A 20,047-nucleotide genomic window follows, 5' to 3' on the forward strand; every position below is an offset into this window, starting at 1 on the left:
ATTACCGTTCTTTCCGGTAACGTACACGCGCAGTTTTAATCAAAATCGTTAACGTACACGATTCGTAAAAAGTGTGCACGATGACGGTAGAGAGCGGTACGGATACCCGGAGAGAGAAACAAATGGCACAACATTCTTTGAGGCCCAATCGAACGCAGCGGCAACTTTCCCTCCTGCTCTTGAGCATGGTGGCAGTGGCCCTATGGCTCTTTACCAGCACCCATAGCTGTTTTGCGCAGACCGATCAGGGCGCCATCACCGGCATTGCTCTCGACCCGAGCGGAGCTGTCATCCCTGGCGCATCTGTGAGTGTCACGAATGTCGAAACCGGACTTGTTTTGCAGGCGGCGACGAATGGCAACGGCGTGTTTGTCTTCTCTCCCTTGAAGATCGGCCATTACACGATCACGGTGTCTTCCAAAGGCTTTAAGACGGTAACCCGGGAGAATCTGCAGCTCGATATCCAGCAGCGGCTAAGCGTAAATTTCACGCTCCCCTTGGGCTCTACCGCTGAAACCGTGAATGTGTCCTCATCTGCACCTGTACTTCAGACTCAGGACGCAGCAGTGGGACAGGTCATTTCCACGAAAGAGATCAACGATACTCCCCTGAACGGGCGCAACTGGGTCTATATCGCTCAACTCACTAATGGTGTTGCTCCGCCCTTCGGCAATACCCGCGGATCTGGATCGGGCGACTTCGTCGCGAATGGTCAGCGTGCGGAACAGAACGACTTCATCCTCGATGGCGTCGACAACAACACCAACCTCGTAGACTTCCTGAACGGTTCCAGCTACATCATGCGCCCTCCGCCGGACGCACTGTCTGAATTCAGCCTGCAGACAAGCAACTTCAGCGCTGAGTTTGGACACTCTGCAGGCGCTGTTTTGCAGGCGAACATCAAGTCAGGAACGAACCAGATCCACGGCGATGTCTGGGAGTATTTCCGCAACACCAATCTGGATGCAATCAACTGGAATGCCGGCCCCGACGCACAGATCCCTCCGTACCACCAGAACCAGTTCGGCGGGACACTGGGCTTCCCCATCTGGAGAAACAAGCTGTTCTACTTCGGCGATATCGAAGCGAACCGGATTTCAATCAGCAACCCAACGCCGATTAACGTGCCCAGCGCCCTGGAGCGCCAGGGGGATTTCTCCGAACTGCTCAATGGAAATCTCACCGGCGTCGGAGCTTCGACCTACCTCTATCAACCGAATTCGGCTGATCCCAACCAGCCCCTTACCTGTAATGGCCAGACGAATGTTTTTTGCGCAAACCAGATCAACGCTGTGGCACAGCGCATTCTGAACCTGTATCCGTCCCCGAATGCCAACAACGGCAAGCTTTACAACAATTACCTCGTGAACCTGGGCAATACCGACAACATCGCGCAGTGGGATCAGCGTCTCGACTGGAACATTAGTTCGAAGGACCAGATCTATGCGCGCTATAGCTATCTGCACGAAATCAAAACCAACGGCCTGCCGCTCGGACCAGTGCTGGATGGCAGCGGCTATGGCGGACAGTACGATACCAATCTGGCCATGAATTTCAGTGGCAGTGAAACCCATATCTTTACGCCTACCCTGACCAACGAGTTTCGCTTTGGATACAACTGGGGCGTCTTCAACTTTCAACAGCCAAACGCCTACAATCCTACGCTCGCAACATCGCTCGGCCTCGGAGCGCAACCTTCGTATCTGAAGCCGGGACAGTACGGTCTCCCTTATGGCTATGTCAATGGAGCCATTCAACAGTGGGGCTCGGTTGGCATCAGCCGCGAATCGCAGAATGTGTATCAAATTCTCGACAACGTAACGAAGATCTGGGGCAATCACTCTCTGAAGTTTGGCGCTTCTTTCCAGGCCGTTCGCTTTTACTACATCTATGCACCGGTTGACCGTGGACAGTACCAGTGGAACGGTCAATATACCGGGCTCGTAGGCGTGGCGAACACCGGCTCGGCGGTTGCCGACATGCTGGCAGATCAAGAGGATTATGCTGCTATCTCTGTCTCACCGAATGTGAACGATGCCCAGTGGTATGATGCCGGCTACGTGCAGGACGACTGGAGACTCACCCACAAGCTCACTCTGAATCTTGGCGTTCGTTACGACTACTTCCAACCCTATAAGGAGATGGCCGGACAGCAGTCGAACTTCATCGTAACCGGTCCACTCGGTATTGGCACAGGCAGCGGAGTCTTACAGTTCCCGAAGAGCCAGCAGAATGTCGCGCTGGGCGCGCCATTCCTCAATGCACTGGCTAAAGACAATGTAACCATCCAGTACGTCGATAACGACCGCCTCGTCACCTCGCAGAAGACCGACTTCGCTCCGCGCATCGGCTTTGCATATTCGCCACGCGAAACCACTGTCATCCGGTCCGGCTTCGGTATCTTCTACGGTGGTCTCCAGTCGCTGGGGAATGGCAACCTGGGCGCCAACTTCCCCTATTCCAATCAGGCAAGCTTCTACGCTCCCACCTGCGTGCAGGACGACTGCCCGTCGCTGGCCTCGCAGGGCATCTCACTGCAAGCTGGATTGCTGCCGGCTACGAATAATGGTCAGCTGCAGACGTTCATCTCGCAGCCTGGCTTCCACTCCATGGATGCGAAGGTCAAGCCTCCATACACCATGACGTATAGCCTCGGTGTACAGCAGCAGCTCTCTCCCAATTTCACCTTCACCACGACGTATGTAGGAAACCTCTCGCGGCACATGGAGCTTTATGCAGCACCCAACACCGCTCCAAGGCTCTGGCGGCCGGGAACCAACACCAATCCATTCAACCCATTCCCAGATCTGGGCGGCATCGGACAGGTAAGCTTCGCCGGTGTCAGCACCTATAACTCGCTCCAGGCGAAACTCGAGAAGCGGTACTCGCATGGCCTGTCCTTCCTTGCGACTTATACCTGGTCTCACGCTCTTGATGATGCCAGCGATGCCGGCGGTCTTTTTTCGGCCATCGGAGTTCGCCAGCCGGCCCTCATTCCATACATCGATGAGCTCACCAATTCGGTATTCGACATTCGCAACCGATTCACCTTGAACGGAAACTACGAGCTCCCCTTCGGCCATGGCCGCGCATTCCTCAGCAACTCTTCGCGCTGGCTTGATGAGTTGGCAGGTGGCTGGTCTTCAAGCCTGACATACGCAGCGCAAACCGGTGTCCCTTTCACCGTCTCTCCTAACATCAGCACAGCTTCCGGCGGCAGTGCTCGCGCCTATCCGGTTCATGATCCATACGCAGGCGGAGGCACTCCCGATCCCAGCAATCCCAGCCTCACCTCCTGCCCAGCGACGGTGAAGACCAAGCTGAATTACATCAACCCATGCGCTTTCCGTAATCCGCTTCCTGGCGAGACGATCTCGGACGCGACACACCCTGTCGGCTCTGTAAATTCCGATGGAGTACCTGTCCTGTTCGCGGGTCCTGTCACGGACAGAGCGACGGCGCTTGCACTCCTTGGCGGCCGCCAGAATACCGTCTATGGACCGGGCTACTATCAGGTCAATATGTCGCTGTTCAAAAACTTCACGACCTGGAGAGCGCAGTTTCTTCAGTTCAGAGCCGATGCATTCAATGTCTTGAATCATCCAACACTCGGAACACCGAATGGATCGATGAACGCCACCGGCGGTCTCATCTCCGGCCCGAAGTTCTTCCAGAACAACACTCCGGATGCACGCTTCTTCCAATTGTCGTTAAAGTACGTGTTTTAGAAAGAATGTAATTCCATACCGAAGCGGCTTCTCTAATGAGAAGCCGCTTCGGTATAGCGCCACCACCTCATGCTCTGTGAAGCACCACCCTACTGGAGACCTCACCCGTGCGAATGATTGGCTGCCCTCTCTGTCTTCTCTCCGCGCTCGTTTTTGTCGGTGCACCATCTGGCTTCGGTCAATCAAACACCGTGGCCCTTGCCTCACCCGATCAGCAAATCGTTCTTCGCTTCACAGTCAAACCCAGGCAGTCCGACTCTGCCACAAATAATCTGCAGGACGGCCAACTTGTCTACTCGCTCGCCTATCGAGGCAAGGAAGCATTCGAGAGCTCCGCATTGAGCCTCGAGCTTGAGAACCAGCCTCCGCTTGGCTCCGAGGTACACATCGCAAGCGCCCACTCCGATACCGGAATGGACGCCTACAAATTGGTTGCTGGAAAAACATCCAGTGTCCATGACAGCTACAACGCAGTAACGCTGGAATTAAAGGAAGGCGCAGATCCCGGCCGCACTTTCGAGATAGAAGCCAGAGCATACAACAGCGGCATAGCCTTTCGATATCATGTGCCTGAGCAAGCCGGCCTCTCACGCTACAAACTCGTGCAGGAAGATACGGAGTTCCGTCCAGTGATGGATGCTTCGGCCTGGGCGCTACGCCTTCCCAATTACCAAAGCGGCTATGAAAGTGAATATGTGCCGCAAGTGCTGAGCGCGTTAAGCAACCAGGGCGGCGTCTCGAGTTACATTCTGAACGGCTCTTCCATGTTGATGGAGATGCCAGGTGTGGCCTGGGCTGCCGTAGGAGAAGCGGATCTCGAAGGCAATGCTGCCATGTATCTTGAAAACCCGACAGGTAACTGGACCGGGCACTTCCTGGTGAGCAAGATATCCCCTCCGATGGACGGAAAAGGTCCCGCTGTCGATGCAAGCCTGCCTCATGACAGTGCATGGCGGATCATCCTGCTCGGGGATACGCCGGGCAAGCTGGTCGAATCCAACCTGTTCACCGACCTCAACCCGCCCAATCGCATCACGGACACAAGCTGGATCATTCCCGGTAAAGCCTCGTGGAACTGGTGGAACGGCGATCTCGGACCCGACGGCAAGTCTGCTTACACAACGAAGAATATGGAGTACTACGTCGACTTCGCTGCCGCGTCCGGATTTCCGTACATGATGCTGGATGCCGGATGGTCCGGCAGCGATATTACGAAGCTGCGCGGCAACGTCGATGTACCGGAGCTGGTACAATACGCTGCGCAAAAGCATGTCAAGATCTGGATCTGGCTCTACTCGAAAGCAGTCGCTGCACAGATGCAGGAAGCCTTCCCACTTTACGAGAAATGGGGCGTTGCAGGCGTCAAGATCGACTTCATTCTTCGCAATGATCAGGCCGGTATCCAGTGGTACTACAACGTCGCCAAACTCGCCGCAGAACATCACCTCATGGTGGACTTTCACGGCGCCACGCAACCATGGGGAATTCAGCGGACATACCCCAACGTCCTGAACTACGAAGCAGTGCTCGGTCTCGAGAACAATAAGGCCGGGCGAAGAGATGGCCCGTTGAACCGGGTGACGTTTCCCTTCACGCGTATGCTGAGCGGCCCGATGGACTACACTCCTGGCGGCTTCGATAACGTTACGCCCCAGGCTTTTGTCGCTCGCGATCAGGCGCCAATGGTGATGGGAACGCGAGCGCAACAGCTTGCGCTCTATGTGGTCTTCGAAGAGCCGCTGGCGATGGTCTCCGATGTTCCGAGCGCTTATGCCGGGCAGCCAGAATTCCAATTCATCAAGGAGGTGCCCACCACCTGGGATGAGACACGTGTCCTGGATGGACTGCCCGGAGAATACGTCACCATCGCCAGACGCCAGGGCAAAGACTGGTATCTGGGAAGCCTCACCAACTGGACGCCAAGAGAACTACACGTCCCTCTGAATTTTCTGGGGACAGGCAGATACAAGGCGGAGCTGTATGAGGACGCAGCAGACGCAGATCACGAACCGAAGCATGTCACCATGCGCCAACAGACTGTACAAAGCGGTGATACGTTGACACTGCGGCTTGCCAGCGGCGGCGGATGCGCCATTCGCTTCGTGCCTTTACCGTAACACTCGATCTACTCCGACTCTGTCAAGCGGTCAATAAACAACGGTAGGTTACTGCGCAAAATGATATGAGGCGCGAAACGGTGCACCTTGAGAGGCTTCTCTCGGTTTGCAAGATGCCCAAGAAGCGCCTCAAAAGCCATTTTGCCTTGAGCTTCCGGCCTCTGGTAAAGCGTCGCGAGCACTTGTCCGGATTCGAGAAGCGGCACCAGTTCCTGGAAGAGATCTGTAGCAACCACTTGTACTTTTCCCAGAAGCTTCAACTCTTCCAGAGCACGCAGCACGGGAAGACTGTTAGCCGTGCTGATATAGAGTGCATCGGGACGGTTCTTGCTCTTGAGAAGATTGGTACTTTGCCTGTATGCGTCTTCTGGCAGCTCATGAGATTCCACTACGGGCAGCAAAGTAAGGTGAGGTGCCAGCATGGCCAGCGTCGCTGCAAATCCACGAAGTTTTTCAGCATGATCGAATGTCGCCAGTTCGCCGGTAATCGTCGCCACCCGGGAAGGTGTCTGCAGTCGATGCGACAGGAGTTCAGCCGCAAGCGCACCGCTCGTATAAGCATCAACGGTCACAGAAGAAACACGTCCGCTGTCCGGCGCATCGCTGGCTACGCAGATCATGGGTACTCCCTGCCCGACAATCTTTCTGATAACCGGGGCTAGCTCACGCGGACGGCCAGGCGTAAACAGGATACCGTCGTATTTCTTCGCAGCGGCACTCTCAAGCGCGGCCTGATCTCCGCAGCCAAGGCGAGGATAATCGATAAAGTCCAGGGTCACCCGCATTCCTATCGCTTCATCGGCCGCCGCTTGAATACCGCTGCGCAGCGGATCGAAAAAAGCAGCAATCTCACGCGGGAGTACGGCGGCAATACGAATACTCCGATTGAGTTTCAGAGAGCGTGCGGCGATATTCGGCTTGTAGCCGAGTTGTTCGGCCATTCGAAGCACACGCGCCTTCGTGCGCTCACTGACTCCGCTACGCCCATGCAGAGCACGGTCGACTGTGCCGATCGACGTGCCGAGTGCATCTGCAATGTCCTTGATACCGGCGGCCTTGCCGCTCTTTTTGTTCGTTGCCATAGGCAAAAATGCTTCTCTTCTCGCCTTTCAGTCTCGCACATGGATGATTGCGCGATACCTGCGAGAAATGATTTTGACAGGCAAAGAGTGAGATAGGTACCGTGGAAAATAACGGTAACGTACACGGAACACTGCTGCAAGCTTCACCGTTTTCAGGGGTATATCCATGCAGGAAAGGAAACTGATCTTGAAGACCATCTGGCATTCTGCGATCTGCCTTGCGTTCGCTTCATCCATCGTCATCACGCCCCGCTTTTCATTAGCAGAACCCGTTTCTGGAGCTTCAAAAGCCGCGCAGATCAGGATCGATGACAGCGCACATACCTTCCGCCTGGATGCGGGTGACACTACCTATGCCTTCGGAGTGAATCAGGCAGGTGCCCTGCAGACACTCTACTGGGGCAAGCGATTGCGCCCCGCAGACCCGATCCCCGCAGCGAAGGCTGACAATGGAACCTCCTCTTTCGATCCACCGGTGAACGCTACACCGCAGGAGTTTGTGGGGTGGGGCGGCGGCTTATCCATCGTGCCGGATCTGAAGATCACCTTCCCTGACGGCAATCGCGACTTGGTACTTAAATATGTGGATCACAAGATCGACGGAAATCAGCTCACGATCACGCTCAAAGATATCCGCCGTGATGTGTTTGTCCATCTCCTGTACAAGGCCGATGGAGAAACCGGCATCATTGCGCGTTCGGCACGCATTGAAAACCATACCTCACAGGCTCTGACGATTGAGCAGGTCTTTGCTGCGACCTGGAACCTGCCCGCAAGTGACGACTATCGGCTCACCTATCTGACGGGCCGGTGGGCCGACGAATGGAACCTGCAACAGCAGGCACTTCGTCCCGGCAAGGTAGTCCTTGAGAGCCGCAAAGGATCGACCGGGGATGAAGTAAATCCATGGTTCGCCATCGAACGCGGCCAGCAGCCGGATCAGGAGACAGGCGATGTGTGGTTTGGCGCTCTGGGCTGGAGCGGTTCATGGCAAATCAATATCGAGGAGGATTGGCAGGAGCGGCCACGCATCACGGGTGGCTACACGCCCTTCGACTTCTCTTATCTCCTGGCTCCTGGCCAATCGATGGAAACGCCGACATTCTACGGCGGCTACTCTCACACCGGCATCGGTGGAGCTTCGCGCCTGCTGCATCGCTTCGAACTTGGCAGCATGGTTCCGCAAGCTCCGCATCCGCGCGTAAGACCTGTTCTCTACAACTCGTGGGAAGCGACCGGCTTTGATGTCAACGAAGCAGGCCAGGAGGCTCTCGCTGAAAAGGCCGCCAGCATTGGCGTTGAGCGGTTCGTAATGGACGATGGCTGGTTCGGTGAACGAAAAGACGATCATGCAGGCCTGGGAGACTGGTTTGTAAATCCGCAGAAGTTTCCTCATGGCTTAAAGCCTCTGATCGATAAGGTCCACTCGCTTGGCATGGACTTCGGACTGTGGGTGGAACCGGAGATGGTCAACCCAGATAGCGAGCTCTACCGCAACCATCCGGACTGGGTGCTGAACTTTACCGACCGCCCACGCAGTGAAGGCCGCAACCAGCTCGTGCTGAACCTGGCAAGACCGGATGTGCGCGCTTATGTCTTCGGCTTCCTGGATAAACTTCTGACCGAAAACGATATCGCCTTTCTCAAGTGGGACTATAACCGCAACTGGTCTGAGCCAGGCTGGCCATCAGCGCCGCTCCCTGAGCAGAAAGAGGTGTACGTCAAATATGTGGAGAACTTATACAGCATCCTGGCGGAGTTGCGGCAGAAGCATCCCGGGGTGGAGATAGAAACCTGCTCTGGCGGTGGTGCCCGCGTCGACCTCGGCATTCTCCGCTTTACCGATGAGGCCTGGCCGTCCGATAACACAGACCCATTCGATCGCCTGAGCATCCAGGATGGCTTCACTTATGCATACGCCCCCGGTCTGATGATGGCCTGGGTCACCGACTCGCCAAACTGGATGAACAATCGCTCTACCTCACTTGAGTATCGCTTTCTCTCTTCCATGCAGGGGAGCCTTGGCATTGGCGCCAATCTGAATAAGTGGAATGCCGAAGACTTTACCATCGCGAAGCATCTCATCGACCAATACAAGGCCATTCGGGAGACCGTGCAGCAGGGCTCTCTTTACCGTCTCATGTCTCCGGAGAATGGTGAGTATTCCGCTACTGAATCCGTGGCGCAAGATCAGCATGAGGCTGCGGTATTCGCATTTCTCCACTCAAGCTCAAAGGGCAAGCCATTTCCCCGCTTGCTCCTGAGGGGACTCGACCCGGATGCAACTTACAGTATCCACGCGGAAGATGGCAGCTTGGCCGATGGAACAGTCGAGCGCGCCAGCGGGGACTACTGGATGCAGCACGGAGTGAGCGTGTCGTTGCGGGGAGATTTCCAGGCTGCGCTGTTCACACTGCAGAGAGAACCAGGCCAGTAGAACTTATAGTAAGAAATCGAGGCTCGATCACGATCGAGTGGCTTGAGCCTCGATTTCCTCTAAAGAGTGGCCCTTCGTCTCCGGCACCACGAGAGCAACAAAGATCGCTCCCGAAAGACAGATGGCCCCATAAGTAAAGAAGCTCCCGGAGCTTCCCATCCAGCGCTGCATGAACGGAAAAGAGTAGGTTAAGGCAAATGAAGAGATCCACAGCGCGCAGACCGCGGCAGAGACCCCAAGCGATCGCACACGGTTTGGAAATATCTCGGAGATGAGTACCCAGGTCAACGGAGCCAATGTCATGGCATAACAGGCAATAGCGCCAAGGGTCAGCACCAGCACGGGAGCTCCGCGCCATCCGGCGCGATATGCAACACCCGCGAGGATGTGCGAGATCCCAATGCCGAGACAGCCGAACAGCATCAGCGGTCTCCGCCCCAGTCGATCGACGAACATCATGGCCAGAACGGTAAAGATCAGGTTGATCGTGCCCGTGATCACGATATCGAGAAAGATCTGATTCGCTCCAAGACCGGCAGAGCGATAGACCTCTTCGGCATAGTTGAAGAGGATATTGATGCCGCTCCACTGCTGGAGTACTGCCAGCACAACACCAATCAGCAGAAATCTACGGATTCCGCCTTGTAGCAGGCCGCTCCAGTGAGCAGTCTTGTTCCGCTCGGAGTGCAAGGAACTGCGGATGGCATCCCGCTCAAGCTCTGCGTATTGTCTGGTCCCGCTGATTCTCTCAAGAATCTCTGCGGCTTTCTTTTCCTGCCCCCGAGCCATGAGCCAGCGAGGACTTTCTGGAAGCCCCAATGAGGCGAGAAGAAAGATGACAGCAGGCAGAGCAACGGCTGTGAACATCCAGCGCCATCCATACAGAACATTCCATGACGCCAGCAATGCCTCTCGTGATGCTGTCTCTGGAACCGGTTTGGCGATCAGCCAATTTGCGATCTGCGCAAGCAGAATACCCACAACCACCGCGAACTGGTTGAGACTCACAAGGCGGCCACGATGTGCCGCTGGACTGACTTCCGCAATGTAAAGAGGAGAGATGTTAGAACTGAGGCCAATCGCGATGCCTCCCGCGATACGCCAGAGGACAAAAGAGGAGAACGAAAATGCCCATCCTGTCAGGATCGAAGACACTGCGAAAAGAATTGCGGATGCCAAAAGCACCGGTTTGCGCCCAAAGCGCGCGCCCAATGGCCCTGCGATCAAAGAGCCGAAGAAGCATCCGACCAGTGCGCAGCTGTTCGCCCATCCAATCGCTGCAGCACTGCCGAGGTGAAAGTAAACCTCAAAAAAGTGGCGAGCGCCTCCGATCACAACCCAGTCGTAGCCGAACAGCAATCCGCCGAGGGCCGCGACAATCGCGATCCTCCACGCATAGCCGGTAACGCTTGCGGTGGAAGAATGAGACGCGTCACCTTGAGAAAGACTCGAAATATGCACGAGACGAGATCCCCTTTAACGGCGCGCAATATGCTGCAGAAGATCCTGAGCCCCCGGGTGCGAGCGATCCAAGCGCCGCACTTCCTCGAGTGCCGCACCAGCTTCTGCTTCCCGGCCAAGACCGGAGAGTGCCTGCGCGGTCAGTAACAGAGCGGTGATATGTTGCCGCTTCTGCAGATCCTCATCAAAGAGGAGAAGAGTGGGCAGCGAGGTCGCAAAGTAATCGATCTTTGCCTGATCCTGATCGAGCGCCGTCGCATACTGCAGAATGCTCTCGAAGGCAGAGATCGCCTCCTGCTCGCGGCCCAGCCGGCGCATGGCCATCGCGCTCCAATAGGTCATTTCAGATACGGGTCTCACCTGCATCTGCTGAAAGTCGCCCCGCTGCCGCTCAGCTCGCTGCCAGTGATGCATTGCTCGTGCGTTGTCACCGTTGGCAGCAAACGCCTCTCCCAGCCAGAACTCGATGTTGCTGCTGTTCGCCAGAAGGTGCCGTGCTTCATTAAGGCTTTTCGGCGGCTTGTCGGCTGACTCGAAACAGCGAATAGCCGCCTGAGCATCGCCTGCCTGCAGCAGAGATCGGCCAAGGAGAAGTTGAGCCCGGACATACTCTCCAAGAACCATCCCCTCACCACCCTCCCAAGGCTGAAATTGCCTAGAGAGTAGTAATGCAAGAGCATCAGCCGGTCTGCCGACTTGGTTGTATAAGGCCGCCAGCTCGACGGAAAGATCATCCCGCTGCGCTACCAGAGTTCCATAAGCTTCAAGCGTGGCGAGACGCTCATCGGGATCATCTCCGAGCCTCTTCCGCAGCTGATCTTCTTCGTACAAAATCCGTGCATCATCGGGATCTGCAATCCGAGCCTGCCGAAACGCCTTTCGCGCTTTCTCTGCATCACGCTCTTCGTTGTAATAGCCGATTCCCAGATTCCGCCAGACAGTCGGAAGCGGAGGATCAAGTTCCGCAGCTCTTTCCCAGTGCAAGATCGCATCGCGATGCCGTCTGCGGTCGTAAAGAAAATTTCCCAGATAATACGAGGCTCGAGCGTCCGCTGGATTCGATTCGACAGCGAAAAGCAGGACCTTCATCTCCTCAAGCCTGCTTGGAAAGACATAGCGCGTATCGGCCGCTGCTGCCTGCCGGCCAACAATGCGGCTTTGCTCCGGATCGCCCTTGAGAGCGAGGATAGAGGAGCGCGTATAAAGCTCCATCGCGCTTATCCCTGCACCAATCGCCCGCTCTGCTTCATCCAGCAGGCCCGCGCGAATACAGTCGTACGCCAGATCAAGACGCTTGCCCGCGTCCGACGGGATCGCACCCGATTTGAGAAAACGGCTCCAGACATCGAGCGGGTCGATGGATAGAAGCTCGTCAAGCTCCTTCTCCGCCTGCTCTGAACTTCCTATGCGTCGAAGTACCTCGATCCGCAGGTTTCGGGCATTTGAGTTAGTGCCATCGGCAAGAAGCGATCGCTGAAGATGATCGAGCGCAACCCGGAACTGCACCCTGCGCACATCGATCTCCGCAAGCCGATGGAATGCCGGCCCGCGCCATGCTGCCGACCACGTCGCCTTGTAAAAAGCGTCGTAGGCCTCATCAGGCCGATCCTGGAGGATCAGGACCAGCCCCAAATTGTAGTAGGGCTCACTGTCGTATGGATTGGGGTTTCTAAAAGTCAGCCTCGAAATGGCTTTTCTGAAATGCTCTTCCGCAATCACGACTTCGCCTTTACGGAGATGCGCGCGCCCTACTGCATTGTTTGTCCGGCTGTCTCCCGGATCTCGCCGCAGTGCTTCCCGCCAATATATTTCTGGCGAACGAGTCGCATGTCGATACTGCTCGAGATGCAACCCAGTCAGGAAAAGCTCGTCAACAGTAGGCACATCCTCAGGCAATGGCGGCTCGGTCGCCTCCACAGGCGCCGCAGCCGGGGTCATCTCCGAGGGAGTGTAGCGCAGCACAGTCTCCCCCTCCGAGATGACCTCAAGCATCCAGTCTTCGATCGTGCCGACAAGCGGAAGTTCGATCGTAGTTGCATTCTCTGGATGCAGGGCACCGATCCAGGTCAGTGGCTCTCGCCCTTCCGAAGTGATTCTCAGCGTGGCATCGGTCATCGCACGCGTCGCCAGAAGATGAATCTTGGTACTGTCTTCTTCACGCTCGAGACGAATCGCAACATCCAAGGTCGCCTTATCGGGAATGCCGATGGCGCGAATTGGATACCAGAACTGGCTGAAAGTCTTCGTCTCTCCAGGAGCGAGAAACGAAAAATCCGGCTGGTTATCCGTATAAACGCCGGCCATCAGTTCGATGTATGGCCCATCGTTGTCTGTGAGGCTGCGGTCCCAGGCATAACCAAACTCGTGGTTCCCCCACGTCCACTGCTTCTTTCCTGGGGCAATATGATGATTGGCGATGTGAATAACGCCTGCATGGGCTGCGTGGTCATAGCCGCCGAAGAAATCTTCCCGCGTGTTCACGATCATGTAGCTCGTCGGAACCGGGATGTTGGAATACCAGCTCAGATCATTTGGCGGATAAGATCCATCAGGCACAAATTGGCTGGGCAGCTCTTCTGCGGGCACGCCGCTGATCGCCCGCTCACCATACGGGATGCCGTAATAACTTCCCAGGCTGCGTGGAAACTCCGTGACAGCGCGCTTCGCGTGATCGGCAACAAAGCGAACATCGCTCGGGAAAAAAGACTGATAGTGCTCATGAACCCGCGTCGCAACATTGGCCCACCATAGAAACGTCTGCGTATCGAGGGTGCGGTTGAAGAGACGAGCCTTCAATTCCAGAAAGGCGCACCCCGGACGCAGACATACGCCATGCATGCCCTTCATCCGCGACAGCGGATCATGATCGCTGCACCACACCGTTACCGATCCATCGTCAGCGCGTTCGATCGAAATCTCGACGGGCATGAAAGTAGCCGGCCGATGATGCTGTGGCCAGTTGAATTCCACTCCGCCGGAGATCCATGGACCGGCCAGCCCCACGAGCGCCGGCTTAATGACATTCTGGCGATAAAAAAAGTCGTAGCCATTGATCTTGTCATATCCCACGTGGATTCTTCCGCCGATCTCAGGCAGAATCATCAGCCGCAGGTATTCGTTTTCAAGATGTACAGCCTGCCATGTATGCTCCGAGGGCTCGGTCGAAATCCGATCAATGACTGCGAGAGGATAAACCTTGCCGCTGCTGCCCTGGTAGACACGCTTCTCCAGGAACAAAGGATTGGGATCTGGATCGGCCGGCATGTATGTCTTCATGACCACCGGCTGTTGCCACACCTTTACGGGGGCAGTCTCGGAGGCAGGAGCTTCGGGCAGTACGAGAGTCGGATCAGCCGATACGGGTGAATTCATAGTTTGCCTGAACAAAAAGATTCGGATACATCCCAGCTTCTCTTTCCGTTTACGTTAACGCTACGAAAGTAAAAATGGCAACTGCTTTTTACCCTTCTAGCATGAGACAAGACTCTTAACCCGTTACGACAGTGTTTACAGCTTTATCCGGATTGAGCATACAGCATGGGAATCCCTTCTGACTCAGCTCCCGCCGGCAAGCAGTGCAATACCGCTTATCGCGATCAACAGTCGATGGACATGTTTATATTTTTCGTGTACGTTACCGTTAAAGCGACTCACCTCCTGCCCATCAAGCCCTAGATGGTTCGATGCACCTGTTTGGATCGAAGATTGGAGCGGCGACGCGGCGAGCCAATCCCCCTGAGGATGACATCGATCCCAGCAAGAAAATCCACCCTGTCGTCGTGATCGCGGATACGCTCGGCCACACTGCGCGCAAACGGATACTCCTCCGGATCAAGCTGCGACCACGCAGTCGGCACAGCCTCCAGGAAATCAGATCGATCCAGGTCCCGTACTCGAGCAAACTGTCCATTCGCAGCGTTCTGCCTGCTGACGCCAAGGATGTAACCCATTAAGGTGCCCACCGCGGCCCATCTATTCGCTGCCGGTCGATCACCGATCGGGATCGCCTCCCGGGCGTAACGTTGCTCGACGATGCGGCGCACCTCATGGCGCCATCGGGTGAAGGCGCCAATCTCGCAATGTACGGATAGCGCCCAACTCTCAAAGGCCAGCGAGCGGATGCAGAAGCTCCTTTTCGGAGAAAACTCGCCGCAGAGTCTGCTTGATTTTTTCGCGGGCCATGAGTCCGCCTAGGAACACAGCCGCCTTTCACGCCTTCAATAGCTACGACCGGTCTTCGATCTGCGCGAAAAGCTAACTCCCGGATCGTAATGCCTGGATGGGCTCAGCAGAAGCGGCGCGGAGCGCGGGAACAAGGGATGCCAAATAAGCGATAGCCAGCATCAGCAATATGCTGCCTCCGTAGATCCATGGGTCGGTAGGGTTGATCTGAAAAAGAAACGAGCGAATCAGGCGAGAACCCACAAATGCTCCGAGTGTTCCGAGCGCGCTGCCCATCACAGCAAGAGTTACACCGGAATGCAGGATCATGCGTGCGATGCTGCTACGCCGCGCGCCAAGAGCCATGCGGATAGCAATCTCTTGAGTTCGCAACGCGACGGAGAAAGACATGACAGCGTAGATTCCTGCAACAGCAAGCACCAGAGCCACAAGACCGAAGGCGCTGATGAGCTCGGTCATGATTCGGCGTGGCGCCTCGGTAACCGACATCACATCGGTCATGGAGCGCACCTGATCGATGGCAAGCTGAGGATCGATCTCTGCAACCGCGTGTCGAACCATTCCAGCAATCGACTCTGGAGGCATAGCTGCGCGCACGATGATAGATCCACCCGCTGGGGCAGAAGAGGCTTGCGGAGACACCGATCCATAAAGAACAGCAGGTTGCAGCGCGGATGCATACCATCCATCATTCGTCTTCTGATCGCGCCCTCCGATGCGCGTATCGCCGACGATGCCGATGACCGTAGCCCAGGGCAGATTTTTCCTTGGATTGCCCACATGCATTCGCTTGCCAAGCGGATTCTGGCCGGGCCAGGAATGTCGCGCCATAGACTGATTGACAACGACAACGAGCGGAGAGTCCGCACGGTCCTGATCGGAGAAAACACGGCCGGCAATCAAAGGAATGCCAAGAGCCTGGAAGTAGTTGCCATAAACGGATCCGAACGTTGCGAACTTCAGCTTCCATCCTTCCGTGGGCTGCCCTTCGATCGTATAAGCAGCCATGCCGGAGTTTCCTGACGACGGAAGCGTATCTCCAATTCCAGCGGCGAGGATGCCAGGCTTACTCAAAAGCTTCTCGATAAGTCCTCGATGAAAGTTGTCCACTGAGATCTGCGTCGGATATTGCTCAGGGGGAAGCCGATAGCCGGCTACAAGAACATGCTGTGGCTGAAATCCAGGATCGATCGCAAGCATCTTCTGATAGCTGCGCAGAAACGCAATCGATGCGGAGAGGAGGACGAGCGCCACTGCCACCTCTGCAATCACGAGAGAAGAGCGGAGCCGAACATGACTCGCTGCGCCGGTCGTCGTCACGGCATAGGACTTTAGACTTTCCATCGGATGGATCTGCAGCGCGGCGAACGCCGGAACAAGACTGCAAAGAATTCCGGTGAGAAGGACAATTCCGAGCGCGAAGAGCGCCACATGCGCATCGATCGAAATCGAATCCACGCGCGGCATGGATTCGGAAAGTGCACGAACGGCAATCCGAACAGCGACTGCGGCAAGAAGTATGCCCACCAACCCGCCGCTGAGACTGAGCAGCAACCCTTCCACGATGCTTCCGCGCAGGATCGCAGCAGGGCGTGCGCCGAGCGCCAGACGAACAGCATACTCACGATGACTCCGGACAGCACGCACGAGCATAAGAATGGCCACATTCGCGCAGGCAATCAAAAGCACCACGGCGACCGCGACCAATAGAACACGCAAGAGCGGCCTGACATCTCCAGTGAGAACTTCGCTCAGCAACTTGACATCGCCACGGATACGGATCTTTGACATCGTTGCAGGAAAACTGCTCATGATGAGCCGGGAAACACGATCCGCGTCCTGGGCCGCCTGAGAGACAGTCACTCCGTCTTTCAGGCGCGCCACCATCTGATATCCCCAGAATCCGGCAGATTCATCCGAAAGCTCATCGGCGGTGAGACTCAACGGAACCCAAAGCTGAGCCTGGTTCAGCCGTCCGGCCTGTAGAGGAAATTCAAAGCTTTGCGGCATCACGCCGATGATGGTGTACGGTTTGCGATCGAGTTCGATGGTCGAGCCGATAACATGTGGATCGCTGTGATACCGGTCTCTCCAGAACGTATAGCTGATGACAGCAACCTGCGCTCGCTCGTTCTCTTCCCTTTCAGAAAAGACGCGGCCAACGAGAGGGTCTACCCCGAGTGTCGGAAACATGCTCGCAGTAAGGCGTGCCGCAGGGAGACTCTCCGGCAACTCGCCTCCGGACAACACGAAACTGGTTCCTCGCAAAGCTCCGGTTGAAGCAAACGCCTTCGCTTCGGTCGAATAGGCCTGGATATCCCGGGCAGTAATGCCTATTCCGGAGTTGTCACCGACATGTTCACCCAGCTGCACCAGCCGCTCCGACTGGTGAAATGGCAAGGGGCGCAGCAGAATGCCTTCGATCAGGGAAAAGATCGCCGTGATCGCCCCAATGCCAACAGCCAGCATGAGAGTGACAGTGAGAAAGAAGCCGCGCGCCTTGATCAGACGGCGCGACGAGTGACGAAGATCCATGAGCCATGCGTTCATGTGATTCTCCCGGATTTTCCCTCTGAAGACGAAAGGCAAATCAATGCCTGGATGCTGCAGGAAGAGCAGCCCCTAGATCATGCCAACACTCTAGCAGGTAACCGAGAGAGGGATCGATGCTCCATCGAGCGGGATATCTCAGATCTCAACCGAAACAGCTCTGTCCGCAGGGTGAGATTGGAGGATAACCTTTTGCTCTCCAAGATGAGCATGGCGAGCCGTGACCACAATCGATCCCGGGCTTCGGGTCGCCCGAACCCAAATCGCCATGACGCCGCCGCTCAGCGACACAATATCTTCTCCGAGCAGCGAGGCCGGCCCTTCGATAGAGATTGATATCGGATCGTTGCAAAGCGGACGCACGTTGCCATACTCATCGGTGATGCGCAGAGCGATGCGGGTTGCATCCGAGCCATCGGCGATCAGTTCCTGGTCATCGGCATGCGCTACAAACTTCTGATCGATCCCCTTGGATGAACAGGTCTTCGAAATCACGAGAGTGCCTTTGACGTATCCATCCATGCGCAGATCGCCCCAGTCGTCATTACCGTCAGGCAAGGTGAGGAAGAATGGAGGATGTTCAAGATGAGGAAAGTTCTCGTGGTCCGGCTTTAACACGATGATCGGCTTGGGCACCCCGTGGTGCAGGATGGAGCAGCGAATCTCGTCACAGTTGGAGCAGATCACCTCTTTCTCAAATCCGCCTGGCTCATCGTTTTCTGCAAAGTGGAAACCAGGTTCGAGCACAGCCTCCTCCTCAGGCGAACACTGGGAACGGTAGAAACCCGCGGCCGGCTTCGGCTCGCGAAAGATATCCATGACACCGTGATAGCAAATATGATCGCCGGAACCGAAGTCCCAGTGCGTCTGGTAGTCGAAAGCGCACCAGCCAAGGCCTCCGGCATAGTGCGCATCTGCCGCAATCTGGTTATAAATGCGCGCATAGCGAAGAATCTGCTCGCGGTGTTGCGCATTGTTATCCGACGAGCGAACCGGAAACTCCGCGCCGACAAATTCGGTATTCAAATAAAGGGGATGGTTCGGAACCTTGAGCGGAAACCCGAAGTCGTTCATCGAAAAAACGTCCTCAAGCAATTCGGATTCCTGGAAATAGCGCACGCCGGTGGTCTGGCGCGAGGCATCGAGCGAGCGGGCCAATGTATTCACATTCACATAGAGATCGTGAAAGTCTCGCGACTCATTGATGCGCACACTCCACAACACGATGGAAGGATGATTCCAATCGCGGCGAATCATGCGGCGAGTGTTATCGAGATAGCGCTCACGCCATACTTCGCTGTCATCGACATGCTGCCATCCTGGGGTCTCGTCGATGACGAGAAGCCCAAGCTCATCACAGGCATCGAGAAAATGATGAGACTGTGGGTAATGGGAGCAGCGCACGATGTTGCACTTCAATTCCCTTTTCAATATCTCGGCATCGCGGCGCTGCACGCGTGCAGGCATGGCAGGCCCAGTGAAAGGAAACCCCTGATGACGATTGAGACCACGGAGCTTCAGGAGTTTTCCGTTGAGCATAAAGCCCTGCGGTGTAAACCGCGCATCGCGGAAGCCGAAGCGCGCAGTCGTTTCGTCGGCAGAATGGCTCGTCTGCAGACGGATACGCACGGTATAGAGCACCGGATCAGACAGTTCCCATAGGCGTACGCCGGAAAAATTTCGCAGAACGAGCACCGCGTGACCGGCATTCCATTCCGCGACGCTGATGCGCTGTTGCGTTTGCGCGATGACGGTTGCGCCGTCCAGCAGCTCGGCTTCTAACGTATAGGCAGTCCCGCTGGTTTCACCGGCCGCCTTCACAAACCATGCGTCCACCTGCACCTGCGGTGCGGAACTCAGCACATCACGCGGGGTCACCTTCACATTCTCAAGAAAGGTCTGCGGAGTAACGCGGATCGAAACATCGCGATAGATGCCGCCATAGGTCAGATAGTCGATCTCATAGCCGAACGGAGGAACATCCTGCAGTTCATGACCATCCACTTCGACCGCCAGAATATTTTCTTGGTCCCACCGTACATGTTCCGTCAACTCGAAAGAGAACGGCGTAAAGCCACCGCGATATTCACCAAGGAGCGTGCCGTTCAACCAGACCCGTGAAGCAGTCGCTGCGCCTTCGAAGTCGACAAAGATGCGCTTTTCGCGATGCTCAGCCGGCATGCAAAAATGGCGGCGATAGAGAGAGACAAACTGATACGCATTCTGGTCGAAGTTATGCCATGAGACAAAGACATTGCTGTGAGGCAGCGTGACAGGCGTGAAAGAAGAGTCATCGAAACCAGGCATTTCTGCCCCGGCAACCAGATTGCGACTCCATAGCCAGCCCTGGCTCAAGGGGTACACTGTGCGCGAAGATTGCAGCGCGGATGCTGGCGAGTGCTCCGGAGAAAACGCGCGGGCCACAGAAGAGCTGCCCACCATGTACATGCTGCCAAACGCCAGAAACTCTCTGCGGTCCATCGGGTGAAA

Annotated in this window: 9 protein-coding genes; 3 read left to right on the forward strand and 6 right to left on the reverse strand. The window is 56.0% G+C overall.

All coding sequences use genetic code 11. The features are described 5' to 3' along the window. Window positions 1–185: 185 nt before the first annotated feature. The gene (locus tag ESZ00_RS14380) at window positions 186–3,728 is read left to right on the forward strand and encodes a TonB-dependent receptor (protein WP_129209026.1); all 3,543 of its coding nucleotides are present in this window, start codon (window positions 186–188) and stop codon (window positions 3,726–3,728) included. 113 nt (window positions 3,729–3,841) lie between these two features. Then, window positions 3,842–5,845: a glycoside hydrolase family 97 protein gene (locus ESZ00_RS14385; RefSeq protein ID WP_129209027.1), complete on the forward strand. Its 2,004-nt coding sequence runs from the start codon at window positions 3,842–3,844 to the stop codon at window positions 5,843–5,845. Between the two features lie 8 nt (window positions 5,846–5,853). Here ESZ00_RS14385 and ESZ00_RS14390 read toward each other — a convergent pair whose 3' ends face one another. Then, a complete protein-coding gene (locus ESZ00_RS14390) occupies window positions 5,854–6,927 on the reverse strand; it encodes a LacI family DNA-binding transcriptional regulator (RefSeq protein WP_129209028.1) in 1,074 nt (357 codons plus the stop codon). Window positions 6,928–7,114: 187 nt separating this feature from the next. On the opposite strand from ESZ00_RS14390, the gene ESZ00_RS14395 reads away from it, so the two are divergent. Next, a complete protein-coding gene (locus ESZ00_RS14395; RefSeq protein ID WP_229741380.1) occupies window positions 7,115–9,364 on the forward strand; it encodes an alpha-galactosidase in 2,250 nt (749 codons plus the stop codon). A 27-nt stretch (window positions 9,365–9,391) separates the two neighbouring features. Here the strand turns inward: ESZ00_RS14395 and ESZ00_RS14400 are convergent, their stop codons facing one another. The 5 genes from ESZ00_RS14400 to ESZ00_RS14420 all read right to left on the reverse strand — a co-directional run bounded on the left by ESZ00_RS14400 (window position 9,392) and on the right by ESZ00_RS14420 (window position 20,038). Continuing rightward, window positions 9,392–10,825: a sugar porter family MFS transporter gene (locus tag ESZ00_RS14400; RefSeq protein WP_229741379.1), complete on the reverse strand. Its 1,434-nt coding sequence runs from the start codon at window positions 10,823–10,825 to the stop codon at window positions 9,392–9,394. Between the two features lie 15 nt (window positions 10,826–10,840). Then, the gene (locus tag ESZ00_RS14405) at window positions 10,841–14,197 is read right to left on the reverse strand and encodes a DUF5107 domain-containing protein (protein ID WP_129209030.1); all 3,357 of its coding nucleotides are present in this window, start codon (window positions 14,195–14,197) and stop codon (window positions 10,841–10,843) included. Window positions 14,198–14,496: 299 nt separating this feature from the next. After that, window positions 14,497–14,868, reverse strand: a complete 372-nt coding sequence (locus tag ESZ00_RS14410) for a hypothetical protein (protein WP_229741377.1) — start codon at window positions 14,866–14,868, stop codon at window positions 14,497–14,499. A gap of 211 nt (window positions 14,869–15,079) precedes the next feature. Next, window positions 15,080–17,557: an ABC transporter permease gene (locus ESZ00_RS14415; RefSeq protein ID WP_129209031.1), complete on the reverse strand. Its 2,478-nt coding sequence runs from the start codon at window positions 17,555–17,557 to the stop codon at window positions 15,080–15,082. Window positions 17,558–17,695: 138 nt separating this feature from the next. Next, window positions 17,696–20,038 carry a glycoside hydrolase family 2 protein gene (locus ESZ00_RS14420; RefSeq protein ID WP_129209032.1) on the reverse strand — a complete coding sequence of 781 codons (2,343 nt, stop codon included), beginning with the start codon at window positions 20,036–20,038 and terminating at the stop codon, window positions 17,696–17,698. Window positions 20,039–20,047 lie beyond the last annotated feature (9 nt).

The sequence above is a fragment of the Silvibacterium dinghuense genome (assembly GCF_004123295.1).
GTDB classification, from domain to species: Bacteria; Acidobacteriota; Terriglobia; order Terriglobales; family Acidobacteriaceae; genus Silvibacterium; species Silvibacterium dinghuense.

Bases quoted from the DNA above. Each gene is read 5' to 3' on its own strand.
- ESZ00_RS14405 (WP_129209030.1), bottom strand. From the start codon at position 14,197: ATGAATTCACCCGTATCGGCTGATCCGACTCTCGTACTGCCCGAAGCT.
- ESZ00_RS14385 (WP_129209027.1), top strand. From the start codon at position 3,842: ATGATTGGCTGCCCTCTCTGTCTTCTCTCCGCGCTCGTTTTTGTCGGT.
- ESZ00_RS14415 (WP_129209031.1), bottom strand. From the start codon at position 17,557: ATGAACGCATGGCTCATGGATCTTCGTCACTCGTCGCGCCGTCTGATC.
- ESZ00_RS14390 (WP_129209028.1), bottom strand. From the start codon at position 6,927: ATGGCAACGAACAAAAAGAGCGGCAAGGCCGCCGGTATCAAGGACATT.
- ESZ00_RS14380 (WP_129209026.1), top strand. From the start codon at position 186: ATGGTGGCAGTGGCCCTATGGCTCTTTACCAGCACCCATAGCTGTTTT.
- ESZ00_RS14420 (WP_129209032.1), bottom strand. From the start codon at position 20,038: ATGGACCGCAGAGAGTTTCTGGCGTTTGGCAGCATGTACATGGTGGGC.